Genomic DNA, 16600 nt, shown 5'->3' with positions numbered 1-16600 from the left:
TTGTAACTGCAGGTAAAATGAACTCCAGAATTTCACATCCCATTTCTAAAAAATACTGCCTGATATATGAATTAATCAGCTACGATCAAAACATCAAGATGTCTCACTTCTCTTAGAAGACGAGATACAATAGATCCACCCATAATTTCTTGCCATCTCGTTCTTGCTGATTGTCCTAAAATGACTTGTGTTGCTTTTTTGGTCTGTAATTGTTTCTTGATCTCCTTGAACAAAGATCGTCTATCCCTCGTTGTATATATTTCAAAAATGCCTCCTAAGCGATGTGTAAGGCTTACCAGTTTATCAAGTATCAACTTTTCATCAGTTTGCAGTTCATATTGATGTTTGACGAAAATAACAAACCACTCCGCTTTAAGTCGGTAGGCTATGCGGAACCCCCTTCTAATTAAACGCTCAGAATCCGCTCTAAGGTTGACACAGACAAAAATCACTTCATCTTTTCTCCATGGCCCCCTTACTCCTTCCTTACGTTTCATTGATTCTAATCTGTCATCCACATCATCCGCCAATTCACGGAGCGCAAGTTCTCTCAACGCTATGAGATTCTGTGTCTTGAAGAAATGGCTAAGGGACTGTTCCACTTTATCCATGGCATATATATTACCTTCCTCCATCCTTTTTCTGAGCGCATTTGGTGAAATATCGATCAACTCAAGTTCATCAGATAATTGGATAATGTTGTCAGGTACTGTTTCTCTTACAGAAACACCTGTAATTTGCTTTACACTATCTTTCAAGCTTTCTATATGTTGAATATTCATCGTGGAAATAACCGAAATTCCAACGTCCAAAATGGTCATTACATCTTGATATCTTTTTTGATTTTTGTTACCCGGTAGGTTCGTATGTGCTAATTCATCTATTAAGACCACTTCAGGATTCCGAATGATAATGTTATCTAGATCCATTTCCTCCAATAATACGTTTTTATATCGAATTAGTTTTTTAGGCAGGATTTCCAAATTTCCCACTTGGGCAATTGTCTCTTTTCGACCGTGGGTCTCCAGTAGTCCAATCACTACATCAATTTCGTTTTCCTTCAATTGATTTGCTTCCCTTAGCATTGTATAGGTTTTACCAACACCAGGAGCAGCTCCGAGATAAATCTTAAATGTCCCTTTTTTCACCCGTTCCACTTTATCGTGCATTTCATCAGGGGAGAGTCTGCGATAAGGATTTTCCTTCTTTTTTTCCGTCTTGATTGCGGGGATGATCCTCTCACCAAATGCTTTTACACGGTCTGCCATAATATATACATCGATGCTCTTAGACTTTCTCATTATTTTATTGACTATTGAACCGTTGACCACATCTTTCCATACTGGATTTTTTGATTGCCCCAAGATAATTCGTGTTATTTGATTCTGCATGGAAAATCCGACTATTTCTTCTGCTATTTCGTCCCCATTCATTGTAATCTCAAAAAAACTCCCATTTAATTTATTGACCAGTTTTTGCATGGAGCTTTTAAAGATTTCTTCCTCTTTTGATAGTTTTTTTGATAGTGGGATAAAGCTGGCGATTAAAAATTCACCGCCCAACCGCTTGGCAATTTGATCTCCTCTTCTAATTAATATGGAGCCATTCCAATGATATTGTACACAGACCAATATTCGTTCCGTAGCACCAGAAGGCCCCAATAGCCCTTCTTGTTCCCTGTGTTCAGTCAGGTCCTCTTCCACTTCTTCCGCTAAAAACCGAAGTGACAATTCCCTAAGAGTGGCTAGATTACCATTGTTGTAAAACTGTAATGGGCCTACGTCTTTTTCACTTATTTCCCCTTTTTGCAGACGTTTTAATATGGCTTCAGGGGTGACGTCCAATAAACGTACTTCATCAGCCTTTGTCAATGTATCTTCTGGGAGCGTAACCTCTACATGAAGTGAAAGATTCAGTAATTGCTCTGCGACTTTCTTCACTCCTTTCAACTCATAAATATTTATGGTCGTAATGACACTGATCTCATTATTAATTAATTCCTTAACATCGTCCAAACGGGTGGCGTTTTTTGCATTTATATGGTTTTCATGTGCCAATCGATCAACTAAAACAACTTCGGGATTCCGTTTATAAATCTTATCTAAATCAATGTCCTGTTCTATGTGTCCATTTTGCTCCCATTCTATAGTGGGAATAAGTTCAAGACTGCCTAATTGTTTAAGTGTTCCAGGACTACAGGACTTGTTGACCACACCGACAACTACATCAATCCCACGTTTCTTCAATTCATTCCCTTCAAGCAGCATATGGTAGGTCTTGCCTGAACCGCTTACCGCACCAAGTATGATTTTGAGCCTTCCCCTTTTGATATTGGAAATCGACTCTAGAATTTCATCTGGTGTTTTCCTTCGAAATTGTTCCGACATATAAGCCCTCCAATTACTATATTAAAAGGAGAGTCTACTAAACTCTCCAGATCATAATTATTTCAATTCATCCAATGCCATATTCAACTCCAAAACATTAATTCGGGGTTCACCAAAAATTCCAAGTGATCGGCTGCTCGTATGTTTTTCCACTAGAAGATATACTGTTTTTTCAGATAATCCCCTTTCAAGAGCAATACGAGGAACCTGTACCTTCGCACCATTAGGGGAAATATTGGGATCAAGTCCTGAACCCGAATTCGTCATTAAGTCAGATGGTATATCCGCCTTATCGATAGCAGGGTTTTCTTTTAAAAACTTTGAAATGTCTTTTTTTGTCCGATTTATGAATTCCTCATTTGAAGAAGCAAAGTTCGGCGTACCTGAACCAGCCGCATCATATTCAATAGAAGAAACACGGCCATGAAAATACCCAGAATCTTTAAAAGATTGACCGATCATTTCCGAACCGATCCATTCACCAGATTCATTTTTAATTAAACTGCCCTCTGCTTTTGCGGGCATCATCAACTGTGCCATTCCCGTCATCAAAATCGGATATGCCATCCCACAAATGATTAGAAGCACCAAAACCAATCTGATATTTTTCAACATGGATTTCCACCCACCCATAATTTATATTTTCAAGCCACTTTTAAGACAACAAGAAGCAAATCAATTAATTTAATTCCCAAGAATGGGACTAACACTCCTCCTAATCCATACAAGAACAAATTCCTGGTCAATAATCTTGTTGCGCTCATAGGAACATATTTAACACCTTTCATTGCCAAAGGGATAAGCAAGGGAATGATGATGGCGTTAAATATTAAAGCTGATAATATGGAACTTTGGGGTGTCGCCAATCCCATAATGTTCAGGGCTTTCATTTGAGGTATCGCCAGCATGAACATGGCTGGGATTATCGCAAAATATTTAGCTACATCATTAGCGATGCTAAAGGTTGTCAACGCCCCCCGGGTCATGAGCAGCTGTTTGCCAATGGCTACCACTTCAATGATTTTGGTGGGATCTGAATCTAAATCCACCATATTAGCGGCTTCCTTCGCCGCGTTTGTCCCTGTATTCATCGCCAATCCCACATCTGCCTGCGCCAATGCTGGCGCATCGTTTGTACCGTCTCCAGTCATGGCAACAAGCTTGCCATCCGCTTGTTCCCGCTTGATGACAGAGATTTTATCTTCAGGCTTAGCCTCGGCGATAAAATCATCGACACCTGCTTCTTTGGCGATTGTTTCAGCTGTTAACGGGTTATCCCCTGTGCACATTATGGTTTTAATACCCATTTTTCTTAATTCATCAAAACGTTCCTTCATGCCTGGTTTCACTGTATCTTTCAAATATATAGTGCCAAGTATACGGCATCCCTCTGTGACAACCAATGGAGTGCCGCCTTTTTTGGCCACTTCATCACAAGTGTCTTTCAAACCGATAGGCACTTTCCCTCCCTGATGTACTATATATTTCATTATCGTATCAACTGCACCCTTTCTGACCCTTTTCCCGTCAGGAAAGTCCGTTCCGCTCATTCTGGTTTCCGCCGTAAATTCAATACCTTCCGTACCGTTTTTATCCAGCCATTTTTTAGGTAATCCATTTTTTTGGGCTAATTCCAAAACAGACCGACCCTCAGGGGTTTCATCATGTAAAGATGCATATACGGCATATTGGTTAAGCTCTTCCTGACTAATGCCGATAGCCGGTATTAAGGCAGATGCCATGCGGTTACCATGTGTTATTGTTCCTGTTTTATCAAGGATGATCGTATTGATATCACCTGCGGCTTCCACCGATTTTCCAGACTTTGCAATTACATTGAATTGAGTTACCCTATCCATACCTGCTATTCCTATCGCCGAGAGTAAGCCCCCGATTGTTGTGGGGATCAGGCAAACCAGCAAAGCTACCAGGGTAGCGGTTGGAAGGGTAACTTGAATATATGACGCAATCGGTACCAGAGTGGTACATACAAGTAAAAAGATGATGGTTAAGCTAATCAGTAATGTACCAAGTGCGATTTCATTCGGTGTTTTTTGCCTTTTTGCTCCTTCGACCAAATTGATCATGCGATCAAGGAAGGATTCACCAGGGTCTGCACCGACTTTAACTTTGATAAAATCACTGATGACTTTTGTACCTCCTGTTACAGAACTGAAATCTCCCCCAGGTTCTTTTATTACGGATGCCGATTCACCCGTGATCGCTGATTCATCGATAGCGGCCACTCCTTCAATGATTTCTCCATCCACCGGTATTAAATCGTTTGCCTTCACTAAAACCATATCGCCTTTGCGTAATTGCAAGGCATCGACTATCATTACGGAACCATCTTTCTGAATCAACCTAGCTTTAGCATCCTGCTTTGTCTTTTTGAGACTATTGGCTTGTGCTTTTCCACGTCCCTCTGCTAGAGATTCGGCGAAATTAGAAAAAATGATCGTTACGAATAAAATGATGGTTACTGCAACGTTATACCCCCTATTAGACACTCCGCCAAGAAGCGCAGGAAATATTGATAGAAGAAGCGTAATGGCAAACCCTACTTCTACTACAAACATGACTGGATTGCGTGCCATAACTTTTGGATTCATTTTTTTGAGTGCATCTTTACCAGCCTCGTAAACAATGTTCTTATTTACATTCGCTATTCCCTCTATTCTCATTTGTAATGCCCCTTTTCAACATTTATCTTATCGTAAGCCACTCAGCAACTGGTCCAAGTGCAATTATTGGAAAGAATGTCAAAGCTCCAATAATCAAAACTGAAGCTAAGAGAATGACAAAGAACGTACCATTATCCGTTTTGAACGTTCCAATAGTCTCAGGAACACGCTTCTTTACCAGTAATGATCCTGCGACTGCAATCATGGCAATCATGGAAAAATAACGTCCGGATAACATGACTAAACCAGTGGAGACATTCCAAAAAGGGGTATTGTCTCCTAGTCCTTCAAAACCCGAACCATTATTTGCTGCTGAGGAGGTAAACTCATAAACTACTTGAGTAATACCATGAAAGCCCGGGTTTGATATAGCTGCTGAACCCATTTGTGTCGCTAAAGCGATGGCAGATGGAACTAATATGATCAATGGGTGGATCAGAATCGTTATAGCTATTAACTTCATCTCCCGGCCTTCAATTTTCTTACCCAAAAACTCAGGTGTACGTCCCACCATAAGTCCGGCAAGAAATACAGCCAATATTGAGTACATGAGAATATTGACCGTACCCACACCATCGCCGCCAAATACACAGTTCAGCATCATCATTGCAAATGGAGCTATACTTCCCAGCGGTGTTAAGGTATCATGCATATTATTTACCGATCCTGTAGTTGCAGCTGTAGTTATACTGGTGAATAATGCACTCTGAGCCACCCCGAAGCGCACCTCTTTCCCCTCCATACTCCCCTCCGTTTGTGAGAGGCCAATTTGCTCCAAAGCTGGATTACCATTTTTCTCATTAATATACGTAATGCTTAAGAAGAGAAATAACATGAATGCCATCGCTGAAAATAGGATCCAGCCTAGCTTCTTATTCCTCGCCATATATCCAAAAGTCAACGGAAGGGCAGCGGGTATAAGAAACATGGATAATATTTCTAAGACATTCGTGAAACCATTAGGATTTTCAAATGGATGGGCTGAGTTGACCCCAAAGAACCCTCCCCCATTTGTGCCTAAGTGCTTAATGGATTCTAATGCCGCTACAGGTCCCCTTGCTATATTTTGGGTGTCTCCTTCCAATGTTGTCGCAACAGCCGTTGGGCTAAATGTTTGCGGTACGCCTTGGGATACTAGGACTAAACCAATCAATATCGATAATGGTAGCAGAACTCGGGTAATCGTTCGGATTACATCCACATAGAAGTTTCCTAGACTCCGCTGGCTTGTTAAGCCCCTAAAAAAAGCCATACATAAAGCAATGCCGGTGGCCGGGGTCGTGAACATCAAGAATATGATCACTGCCATTTGAGATAAATAAGAAAGTCCCGATTCTCCACTATAATGCTGTAAATTGGTATTCGTAAGAAAGCTTGCAGCTGTATTCAATGCCAACAATGGCTCCATGTTGTCAATCTTACTGGGGTTGCCAGGTAACTCCCCTTGGAAGCGAATGATAATATAAGAGATTATGAACATCACTAAATTACTTATCAGCAGTGCCTTGGCGTACTGCTGCCATTTCATATCTCCCGTCTTAATGCCGGATAGCTTAAAGATAAACCTTTCCATCCTTCCAAACACGCGATCTTGTTTCGTTAATTCAAGGGAATAAACATCCGTTAAATATATAGCCATTGGTATCGCTAATACAACCGCAATTGCCAATACCACAACGATTTGCAATACATCCATTTACTTCTCCTCCGTAAGTCACCCTTAGTATTTTTCCGGATATATGAGGGCATGTATTAAATACAACGTTACCGCTCCGACGATTATCAATAAGAACATCTCCTACGCTCCCTTTGCAATGACTTTATTACAAAAATGAATGAATCTTAAAAAGAATACTAACGGTATAGCCATTAATAAAATGGCTATATTATCCATTTTTCTCCTCTTCTCCCGCAATAATAAAGCCTATATTCTCCTTCACCTCCTTTAAGATACGTTTCATTAAACTGTTCTTTTGCTCAGAAAGACGTCCTTTAAGGCATAAAAAAATAGACCAATGTTACTTTTCCCCCAGTTTGCAGGCTGCACAAATGCAATCTCCTTCCTACAGCGTCATGAACAATGACGCATCAGAAAAAGAAAGATATACAGAAACAAACATTTTGTTGGAGAAAAAGTAATCATTGGTCTACTTAACGCCCAGCAAGCATTAGCGCCTACTCCACGATCCGTCTTCCAAGAAACCTTTTCAATTATAGGCATAATAAAAAGACCTACGGAAATGTCAGATTGCCATTTTGCTATAGCATAACAAAAAAGCCTCCTGAATCAAGGTGGTCTTATGACCTCCTTCGCTTTAGCCGACGAAGTTAGCTGACGGGTAGGATGGCGAAAGAGTATCTCATCCCTTCTGCAAATGCAGAATTAACCCCATAAATAGTGGGTCCTCCGTTCTCAATCACTTGAGATTTGGCCGGTATCTAATTGTTTTTCATGAGGATTATTGTACGCTCCTCATTCAAGGTTTGTAAACTCATAAAAACCATTAAAAACCTCCATATTTGATTAATTAAGACGATATTCATCCAATTTATCAGCAAGAATACTATATTTCTTCAATTTACTAACTTTTTCACTTTTTTCTAAAGTTTTACAAACAGTTATTGACAGGAACTTAGACGTGGCATTATGATAAATCCCATAAATTCGTCAGATTAACTGGAGGCATTATGTCAAATACAAAGAAAAGGATCGAAGCTGAAATAAGCGAAGCATTCATTAAATTCCAGCGTGAATTGATTGGAAGAGGACCTCAGGAAACTAAAACTTATATAATCAATGATATGTTGATAACCCGTTTCAAGGGTGTCCTTACTGTAGAGGAAAAGCACCTTGTGAGTCACAATTCAGGCAAAAAACTTGTGAAAAAAATGCGTTCACTACTCCGTGAAATGTACACTAAGGATTATGAAAAAATAGTTGAAGATCTTACGGGTTGTAAAGTACTTTCATCTCACAGTGATATAAGCACTAAAACAGGTGAAAGAATCGAAGTTTTCATTATGGATAAGGATTTGGAACGTCTTTTTGAAACCATCAAATAAAAGTTACAATTCTTCCACTTAATATTATATTAAAATAGTTTTTAACAAAACTTATATTAAAACATCAGTGGGGGACAATCATTATTTTCCCCTACTGATGTTTTTTATGGTTAACTTTTCTTTTAACCATCTTTATCATCATACATTCTCCAATTAAACCACCTGCTAGAAAACAAATAAAAGTGGTAGAATAATCTTCTTTTCAAATAAAATCCCAAAAATTATTATACCAATAAAAATTCTTATTTTTCGATTATTGTCAGAATTCACCTCGGATTTTCACGTATTTTTTACTATCAAAACAATAATCTATTTCCATAACATTCCAAATAATATTTTTTGGGGAGTTTATATCATTGAGCATCAATCGATATATCTTCTTGCTCCGGCATATTCCTCTCCGTATCCCGATGTTTTTATTTCATCTATCCTTACATGTGTTGAGCTGTTAGGCGAATGGATCATTTTGCCGTCACCAATATACATACCGACATGATGGACCCTTCCTTTCCCTTTTTCATAGGCAAAAAATAGTAAGTCACCTGGTTGAAGATTTTCTTGTTCTACCTTTTTGCCATGTTGCGACTGAACGGAAGAGTCCCTTGGGATCGTTATTCCATTAGCATGGTACATTGTATAGGTAAATCCCGAACAGTCAAATCCAAAACCGGACATTCCAGCCCATAGGTAAGGAAGCCCTAAAAATCCTTTTCCTGATTCAACGATGTCATTTCCGGTTGGAGCAGCTATTTGTTTGTCATTTTGATAGACTGATACGTCCTGCTTTTCTATCCATTTTGCTCCATTACTCGGTGTCATCACCTTCACTTTATCTTTTTTCACCTGCAATAACGGGAGGCGGGTATCGAAGCTGACCTCCATGAATTTGGACCGAAGTTTCGAATCCGAATAAAGCCAAGTCTTTGGGGCATTTACAAGGGCATATCCTCGTTTAAATTGCTTCTCAAAAGAATTTCCGTCTTTTAATTGTGCCTTTGTCATCCATCCTGGATAACCAATATCATTGCGGGGCGTTGGTTGATTGGCAACGGCTACTTTCACCCATTCACCCCGTTCTTCTAAAATCGTCACTTTAGAACCGTATAATGCTTGTGTTTCCAGGTTACCAACAAGCCACAGCTTGTCTTCATATTTCATCGAGCCGATCCATGCATTCATATCAACGGGATTCGATGCAGAAGGAGCATCGATTTCCCTTAGTAATCCCGGCTCAGTCCAAAGAGTGGCCACGCTTACATCAACATAGGCAATTCTCTCCTTCTCTCTTGAACTAGCTTCATTAGGACTGAATACTAAAATACCAATAGCAAATAAAGACAGCACAAAAACGGTTAACCTTTTCAAAATAATCACCCTTTCGAATTTGTTTTTATTGAGAAAAAGAGGATTTCCTCTTGACTCCCAGTCCAGGTTTATCGGAAATTAGAAGTTGATCTTTCATAAATTGAATGCCTACATATGGCTCATTTTTAATCCATAATGGGGCATCTAAATCAATCTTCGTTATATTTGGGTGGGCGGTTGCCAGATGAGCCGCGGCCGCTACACTCACGGATGATTCCATCATACTCCCGATCATGCATTCCACCCCGGCTGCTTCTGCCATATCGGCAATTTGGAGTGCACGTCTAATTCCGCCTGTTTTCATTAATTTGATATTAAGGAGATCAACAGCATGTTCATTAAGGAGTTTCATGGCGTCACGAGGTGAAAACAAACTTTCATCGGCCATGATCGGCACTTGGACAGACCTCTTTATTTCTTTCAACCCTTCAATATCATGGGCTTTGACGGGTTGTTCCACTAAATCAACATTCAGCTTTCTTTCCTCGAGTTCATGAATAATGGAAATCGCTTGTTTTGTTGTCCACCCTTGATTTGCATCAATCCTGATCATAACCTGGTCGCCAACAGCAGCACGAATGCAGGCAACCCGCTCCACATCACTTTCCCAATCTTTCCCCAGTTTTATCTTCATCGTAGAAAACCCGCCATCAATGAGGGACAATGCCGCCTTTGCCATTTCTTCGGGTTCTCCAACGCTGATTGTCATATCATTTTTAAGGACGTTCGATTTACCGCCAAGATATTGATATAAAGGGAGTTGCCATCGTTTGCTGACTGCGTCGTACATAGCGATTTCAACAGCCGCTTTTGCACTTGTGTTACCTACACAGGATCGTTGGATAAGCTGAGACAATGCATTGATATTCTCGATGTCGTGCCCAATTAGATGTGGTGTGATCACTTCTTCAATGACCGTCATGATTCCTTTTGTAGAGTCACCTGTGATGGCAACCGTAGGGGCTGCAGCCCCCAAACCTTCCGTTCCATCCTCCAACTTTACGGAAACCATGATATTTTCAATTTCCATTGCTGTACGTAATGCAGTCTTGAATGGCTTGACAAGCGGCAAGGTTTCCACTGATACTTGTAATCTTTCAATCTTCATATTAACAACCCTTCCTTAAAAGCTTGAGAGTATATATGATGTAAGAATTCCAAAATAGGTGCCCAGAAGACTGCCCAATACAGCCATCAATATCCCGACCGGTATTAGCGCCCGGTTGAAAGAACCTGCCAATATAGGAGCTGATGCCACACCCCCTATATTGGCCAATGAGGCGACTCCCATTGTAAATAGATCCAATTTAAAGATCTTGGCCAAAATGACCATGATCAATCCATGAAAGAATAGAATCATAAATCCGGATAAAATATATACAGGTGCTTGAAACAGCTGTGAAAAATCGGCATGGGAAGCAATTAAACCAATGACTATATAAAGCATGACTTTGGAAATTTCCATAGAACCGGCAATACGTCCAACCTTTGTGACAGCCAGAATTAAACCTACGGTAGAAGCGATGATGATCGTCCAAGTGGTTCCATTCACAGCGGCACCGAGTACCGGCAGTCTCTCCCCAATTTTTGTTGCCCCTGCTGAAACAATTAATGCCAGCGCCAAGAAACCGATCAATTCCACGAATCCAAATTCCGCCTTGGCGGTTTCACCGGCTTCAAGCTCGGAAGTCATTTGATCAATGAAAGTTGTATCCGCTTTAGTCCAAATGTTGAATTTTCCAGCAAGAGGCACCAGCCAAAACAAGAACATGACCCAAATGGAATAATTGACTGTATCCATGATCAACGCATAGCCAAAAATATTTTCAGGCACATCGAGTATGCCTTGCAAGATCACCATATTGGCAGATCCCCCTGTCCAGCTTGCGCTCAAAGCCGAGAATGCCTTCCAAGTTCCTTCCGCATAAAAGCCATTCATTAAAACGTAAGTAAGTGTGAACCCTCCAATAATGCTGAATGAAGCTGCAAAAAAAGTTAACAGCATCTTTGGGCCAAGTCTGATTATTTTCCGCATATCGCATTGCAAAAGCATCAGCATCAACATGGCAGGCAGCAGGAGTCCTCGTATGGTGCTATATGCACTTTCGACTGACTCACTATCTGAAAAGACCCCAAATGTTTTCATCAGAGCCGCTCCAATATAAATAAGTACAATCCCAGGAACATACTTGAAGAACTTTCCTCCAATCTTTTTTTCCGCTACGGCAATCACGGCAGTAAATGCCAATAAAAAACAGACAAACATCACACCATCTTGAATCATATTCCATACCTCCTTATATTTAGGGATTTAGGGGATTTCATGATAATAAAATCTATTCAAACCCGCCAATGAAGTCTTCATGGCCCTACATAAAAAAATCCAGCTGCCAAAGAGCGCCTACACACTCTTTAACAGCTGGATTTCAATTGCGATTGACAAAAGAAGCAGCTATAACTTATAAAGTTGCTGATATTTAATGCTGGCATTTCTTAGGGCGACGGTCAGTGCTTTTTGAGATGAACCAAAGTACCGTTGCTCAATTTCTTTCTCCAATTCATCGGGCCTAAGAATGGATTTACCAACTAACATGGAATGAATGAAGCGTGATGTAATCGATATCGTGGTCGAGCATTCCGCATCCACTATTTCATGCGTTTCTCGATCAATGACGAACCCGATAAAAAAGCAGTTGAATTGCTGTGTAATTGGATTATTGGATGCCGCCTTCGATTCGCCGACTATATATACTGTATTCTCCTGAAACATACTTATTGTGCCTCCTGCCATTACAGACATCATAACAGGTATAAATAGGGTGACTATCTATATTATTACAATATGAAATGGTTACATATATTCTAATATATATAGCCAGCATTTGACAATATATTTCGTATATTAAGTCAATTACCGTTTTCTGCACAATAGGGTTATGATTCGACTTCCCCCGCACTTTATTCGGCCGTTCATGGATTAATTCGGCCTTCACAATCATTATTCGGGCTATGGTTCGGGATCCAACAGATCATTTCAGCCCTTCATACGGCTTATATTTCGCATACAACTCTTTTCGGCGATTGCGATCCTCGAAAGTGGTTGCTGCACCACTTTTTCTATTCTCATAAAGCTCGTCCATATCGACTGTACCGGTTATGATCGTATGTTCATTCATTACCGCCTCGGCTACTATTCCATTTGCTGGCCAAGCGCTGTCACAGGGGCTAAGAATACTGGCCCTGCCATACCCGTTCGGCAGGGGTGCCCCTGGTTCACCAACAGTGGGGCAATGAACAAAATATACCTGATTCTCGATTGCACGCGCATGAGCGCAATGACGAACTCGCCAAAAACCAGCCTCTGTAAATGTGTATGATGGGCAAAAAATGATGTCGGCCCCATTCACTGATAAAATCCTTGAAATTTCAGGTATCTCCGCTTCATAACATACCGCTATCCCTATCTTAACCGGACCCACGGAATAAACTTCCAAATCATCACCTTCAGAAGTATGCCAATTCGCTTCAGCGGGAAAGATATGAGTTTTTTTATGCTCAACGACTGATCCGTCTTTATCAAAAATGTATGCAATATTGAAATATTCATTTTCACGTCGTTCCAGATGCGTGCCGGCAATGATGACCTGTTTTCTTTTTCTTGAGAGTGACCTGAAAAGATCTTTATATTGATTGGTATATTCATCAATCCTGGTAAGGGACGAAGCATCCTGTTCTCCAAAGGCCGCTGATAACCCTATGGTTAACAGTTCAGGAAAAATGATATAATCCGAGTTTTCGGGAACTTGGGTAATCAACTCTTCTACTTGTTCCTGAAATTCATTGAAGGCTGACACCTTTCCTACACGAAATTGACAAGCCGTTATTTTAATTTTCACAAAAGCCCTCCCAAATCATGCTTTTATCCGTACTTCGATTAGTCTTGTTAAAAAGAAATCAGGATATCTTATCCAGATCATTCATTTCGGTCTGTTGCATAGAGATATGTTTAGTCAGTGCACTTACAATGAATGTTACTAGTATATTAATCAATAAAGCTATGACGCCTGTACTGATATCATTAATTACATGTGGGGTATCCGGCAGGAATGTAGCAACCTTCACATCTGCAATTGTCGCATATAAAACAATCAGGACGCCTGCCAGTATTCCTGCCATTGCACCATACTTATTGATAATATTTGTTTTTGGCAAGCTGCAAAACAAGGAAGGTGCCAGTTGGGTAATTAAACTGTATGACATGATATTCAAGATGGCCAAAGCCTCGCCCCCCGTTACCGTTACAATTAAAGCAATGATTGAGATACCAATAATAATGATTCTTGAGACAATCAATTGATGTGTTTCAGTTGCAGCGGGAACCAGAACTTTATAAAAGCTATTTGTCAGACCTACCGATGCAGCCATTAGCATGACTGAAGCCGGCACAAGCGCCGTCAATAAACCTGCAGCTCCGATAACCCCAATCACCCATGGATCGAATGTTTGGATCGCCAGCCTTAAAAGTGAGAGATCCCCATCAGCTCCTTGCAAACCCGGGATTTCCAAGATGGCTGTAAACCCAATGAAAAAAACGAAAAGCAATAACAATGTGTATAACGGTAAAGCAATCGCATTTTTGCGAAGGGTCCTTTCCCCATTAGACGATAAAACGACCATGAATGTTTGTGGCAGCAAATAAAATCCTAGTGCATTTAGCAAAACGGTGGACACAAACCAGGACTGACTCAATCCCTGATCTGCCAAAACCAACATTTCCGGTTTAGCAGCCTGCACGGTCTCGAACATTGGCTGTATACCTCCGAAATAATGAAATGGAATGTAAATCCCTAAAAAGATAACGACCACCAAAATCATGAAATCTTTCAGTATGGCTGTCCATGCTGATCCATGAATGCCTGAGATCATCACATAGGTAGTTACAACTACAGCACCGATGACACTTGCAGCAACTGGTGAAATCGCTCCGTAAGACGCTTCGGAAACAATGATACCTAATCCTTTGAGCTGTATGACTATGTACGGCACGAGGGCTAAGCTTCCCAACACAGCAACGATCATTCCCATTGACCTGCTTTTATATTTAGCCGCAAAATACTCTGGCTGAGAGATAATGGAATGACGTTTTGAATATCTCCATATTTTAGGAACGAGCCAATATGATAGGACGTAGGCTAAGAATATATAGGCAGGAACATAATAAGCAGCGGCACCTTTCGAGTAAGCCCACCCACTTCCGCCCAGGAATGTAAAAGTTGTATAAATTTCACCTGCTATCAGCAGAAAAATGAAGAATGTACCGAAGCCCCTGCCTCCTACGGCAAATTGCTCCATGTCCATATCCTTTCCTTTTCTTGCTTTTATCCCTAAATAAAGTGCCAGAACCAAGAAGATGGAAATGATGAGTAATGAGATATTCATTCAGAATCACTTCCTTTATTATCAGGATCGAACTTATAGACAATCATTAAGATAATCGATGCCATCACCATCCAAAATGCAACCCAAAATAACAAAAAAGGCATCCCCAATATGTACGGTTCTATTTTATTTGCGTAGGGCAATAAACCTAAAAACCCTATAAACGGAACAAAAAGCAATAGCTTAATAGCATCCAAATTATACCCTCCCCCATTTAGGTTCCTTACACGGATGCATCACCATCAGTCAAGCTGACTTTCATACTGAACTGATGGTTTGATAGCACCCTTTGTTTACTTTCATTACCTGCTTACAACCGACCATATTTTCGTCTTAAGATGACTGGATGGCCAGGACCGTTTCCAGTATTACATTGACGCCTTTTTCACAATCTTCCCAACTAGTAAGTTCCTCTTCACAATGACTTTTACCGTTGATGCTTGGAACGAAAACCATGGCAGTAGGTATATAACTAGCTATAAACTGTGCATCATGTCCTGCACCGCTTACCATTCTTTTATAGGGTAGGTCTAGATAAATGGTCGATTGCTCAAGCAAATTGCAAATGGATTTGTCGAACCAAACGGTATCCCTGTCCCACAATTTTTTCGCTTGGATGTCGCAGCCGTCTTCTGAACCTGTAGTTATAAGGGTTTTAATGACTTCCTCCACCTTTTCGATGACTTTGGAATCCTTATGTCTTGCCTCTAGCGAAAAAACCACTTTATTCGGGATCACCGTATGGATATTGGGAAACACATTCACCCTGCCCATCGTGAAAACCAAATCGTCATCAAGCATGCCTAGCTTCTGACGAGCCTCCATAATCAAGCTATTCGCAGTGAAGAAAGCATCTTTTCTCATATTCATTGGGGTGGTTCCTGCATGATCGGATTCGCCTGTAACTTCTATCTCATAGCACACCATACCAAGGACACATTCAACGACACCGATCGTGAGGGATTCACGTTCAAGAATGGGCCCTTGTTCAATATGCAACTCTAGAAATGCAGTCGCTTCTTTTAAACGAGACTCTATATCCCCTGCATATCCAATGGCATTCAAAGCACTCTTGAAAGTGGTTCCTTCACTATCCTTCTTTTGCAGCATGATGGATTTTTCGAATTTACCTGAAAGAACTCCCGACGACATCATGGAAGGCTCGAATCTGGCTCCCTCTTCGTTCGTAAAATTGACGATCATTACCGGAATTTTAGGTTGGATATTATTTTCGACCAGAGTCCGAACGACTTCCAAGCCAGCAGCTACACCCAAGATACCATCAAACCGACCGCCTTTTTTTACTGTATCCATATGTGATCCCATTACAATAGGAGGTTTATTTTCAAGTCCCGCCAAAGTAGCGTAAATATTCCCCATATCATCAACCTTAATTGTCATACCCAATTCTTTACAGCAAGCGCAAAAGTAATCACGGACTAATCGATCTTCTTCGGAAAGGGATAGCCTTGTGACTCCGTTGTTTTCTGTTCGTCCAAAATCAGCAAATTTCTCTAGCGTTCGACTCAGCCTCTCACCATTAATTAATAATTTTTGCTTTTTCATAGCGTATATCCCCCTTTTTTAATAACTTGCTAAATCCCACTTACGTTCGCTTAAGCCAAAAAAATGAAAGTGAAGGTCTTGTTGTTTTAGAGTAGT

At 40.6% G+C, this 16600-nt stretch carries 14 protein-coding genes and 1 riboswitch; of the genes, 1 reads left to right on the top strand and 13 read right to left on the bottom strand.

What is annotated here, in order from left to right; genetic code table 11:
• Positions 1–71: 71 nt before the first annotated feature.
• From ACYP5M_RS03485 to ACYP5M_RS03465, 5 genes are read right to left on the bottom strand one after another with little or no spacing between them, the layout of a single operon-like run.
• Positions 72–2387, bottom strand: a complete 2316-nt coding sequence (locus tag ACYP5M_RS03485; RefSeq protein ID WP_459734650.1) for a histidine kinase — start codon at positions 2385–2387, stop codon at positions 72–74.
• Positions 2388–2444: 57 nt separating this feature from the next.
• Positions 2445–3002: a potassium-transporting ATPase subunit KdpC gene (gene kdpC, locus ACYP5M_RS03480; protein WP_452444965.1), complete on the bottom strand. Its 558-nt coding sequence runs from the start codon at positions 3000–3002 to the stop codon at positions 2445–2447.
• A 29-nt stretch (positions 3003–3031) separates the two neighbouring features.
• On the bottom strand, positions 3032–5071 hold the full coding sequence (gene kdpB / locus ACYP5M_RS03475; protein WP_459734649.1) for a potassium-transporting ATPase subunit KdpB: 2040 nt from the start codon (positions 5069–5071) through the stop codon (positions 3032–3034).
• A 22-nt stretch (positions 5072–5093) separates the two neighbouring features.
• Positions 5094–6767, bottom strand: coding sequence for a potassium-transporting ATPase subunit KdpA (gene kdpA / locus ACYP5M_RS03470; protein WP_459734648.1), 1674 nt, complete (start codon positions 6765–6767; stop codon positions 5094–5096).
• A gap of 24 nt (positions 6768–6791) precedes the next feature.
• The gene (locus ACYP5M_RS03465) at positions 6792–6866 is read right to left on the bottom strand and encodes a potassium-transporting ATPase subunit F (protein ID WP_350302869.1); all 75 of its coding nucleotides are present in this window, start codon (positions 6864–6866) and stop codon (positions 6792–6794) included.
• Between the two features lie 507 nt (positions 6867–7373).
• Positions 7374–7515: riboswitch (cyclic di-AMP (ydaO/yuaA leader) on the bottom strand.
• 244 nt (positions 7516–7759) lie between these two features.
• Here ACYP5M_RS03465 and ACYP5M_RS03460 point away from each other — a divergent pair.
• Positions 7760–8134 (top strand): Na-translocating system protein MpsC family protein, encoded by a 375-nt coding sequence (locus tag ACYP5M_RS03460; protein ID WP_434169550.1) that lies wholly within the window; start codon positions 7760–7762, stop codon positions 8132–8134.
• Between the two features lie 363 nt (positions 8135–8497).
• On the opposite strand, the gene ACYP5M_RS03455 is transcribed toward ACYP5M_RS03460, so the two are convergent.
• From ACYP5M_RS03455 to ACYP5M_RS03420, 8 genes are all read right to left on the bottom strand, one after another.
• Positions 8498–9499, bottom strand: coding sequence for a C40 family peptidase (locus ACYP5M_RS03455; RefSeq protein ID WP_452445336.1), 1002 nt, complete (start codon positions 9497–9499; stop codon positions 8498–8500).
• A gap of 25 nt (positions 9500–9524) precedes the next feature.
• A complete protein-coding gene (locus ACYP5M_RS03450) occupies positions 9525–10607 on the bottom strand; it encodes a dipeptide epimerase (RefSeq protein WP_101222097.1) in 1083 nt (360 codons plus the stop codon).
• Between the two features lie 15 nt (positions 10608–10622).
• Positions 10623–11783 (bottom strand): DUF819 family protein, encoded by a 1161-nt coding sequence (locus tag ACYP5M_RS03445; protein ID WP_459734647.1) that lies wholly within the window; start codon positions 11781–11783, stop codon positions 10623–10625.
• A 168-nt stretch (positions 11784–11951) separates the two neighbouring features.
• The gene (locus tag ACYP5M_RS03440) at positions 11952–12269 is read right to left on the bottom strand and encodes a DUF3870 domain-containing protein (RefSeq protein WP_434169548.1); all 318 of its coding nucleotides are present in this window, start codon (positions 12267–12269) and stop codon (positions 11952–11954) included.
• A gap of 259 nt (positions 12270–12528) precedes the next feature.
• Positions 12529–13395: a nitrilase-related carbon-nitrogen hydrolase gene (locus ACYP5M_RS03435; RefSeq protein WP_459734646.1), complete on the bottom strand. Its 867-nt coding sequence runs from the start codon at positions 13393–13395 to the stop codon at positions 12529–12531.
• A gap of 58 nt (positions 13396–13453) precedes the next feature.
• A complete protein-coding gene (locus ACYP5M_RS03430) occupies positions 13454–14938 on the bottom strand; it encodes a sodium:solute symporter family protein (protein ID WP_459734645.1) in 1485 nt (494 codons plus the stop codon).
• Entirely contained in the window at positions 14935–15135 is a 201-nt protein-coding gene (locus ACYP5M_RS03425) for a DUF3311 domain-containing protein (RefSeq protein WP_095393819.1), read from the bottom strand. The genes ACYP5M_RS03430 and ACYP5M_RS03425 overlap by 4 nt, the downstream gene beginning before the upstream one ends.
• Positions 15136–15271: 136 nt before the next feature.
• Complete coding sequence (locus tag ACYP5M_RS03420) at positions 15272–16504, bottom strand: allantoate amidohydrolase (RefSeq protein ID WP_459734644.1); 1233 nt, start codon at positions 16502–16504, stop codon at positions 15272–15274.
• Between the last annotated feature and the right edge of the window lie 96 nt (positions 16505–16600).

The sequence above is a fragment of the Peribacillus sp. N1 genome, from assembly GCF_054600815.1.
This window is presented reverse-complemented; position numbering and strand designations above follow the sequence as displayed.

Bases quoted from the DNA above. Each gene is read 5' to 3' on its own strand.
- ACYP5M_RS03485 (WP_459734650.1), bottom strand. From the start codon at position 2,387: ATGTCGGAACAATTTCGAAGGAAAACACCAGATGAAATTCTAGAGTCG.
- kdpC (WP_452444965.1), bottom strand. From the start codon at position 3,002: ATGTTGAAAAATATCAGATTGGTTTTGGTGCTTCTAATCATTTGTGGG.
- kdpB (WP_459734649.1), bottom strand. From the start codon at position 5,071: ATGAGAATAGAGGGAATAGCGAATGTAAATAAGAACATTGTTTACGAG.
- kdpA (WP_459734648.1), bottom strand. From the start codon at position 6,767: ATGGATGTATTGCAAATCGTTGTGGTATTGGCAATTGCGGTTGTATTA.
- ACYP5M_RS03460 (WP_434169550.1), top strand. From the start codon at position 7,760: ATGTCAAATACAAAGAAAAGGATCGAAGCTGAAATAAGCGAAGCATTC.
- ACYP5M_RS03450 (WP_101222097.1), bottom strand. From the start codon at position 10,607: ATGAAGATTGAAAGATTACAAGTATCAGTGGAAACCTTGCCGCTTGTC.
- ACYP5M_RS03445 (WP_459734647.1), bottom strand. From the start codon at position 11,783: ATGATTCAAGATGGTGTGATGTTTGTCTGTTTTTTATTGGCATTTACT.
- ACYP5M_RS03440 (WP_434169548.1), bottom strand. From the start codon at position 12,269: ATGTTTCAGGAGAATACAGTATATATAGTCGGCGAATCGAAGGCGGCA.
- ACYP5M_RS03430 (WP_459734645.1), bottom strand. From the start codon at position 14,938: ATGAATATCTCATTACTCATCATTTCCATCTTCTTGGTTCTGGCACTT.
- ACYP5M_RS03420 (WP_459734644.1), bottom strand. From the start codon at position 16,504: ATGAAAAAGCAAAAATTATTAATTAATGGTGAGAGGCTGAGTCGAACG.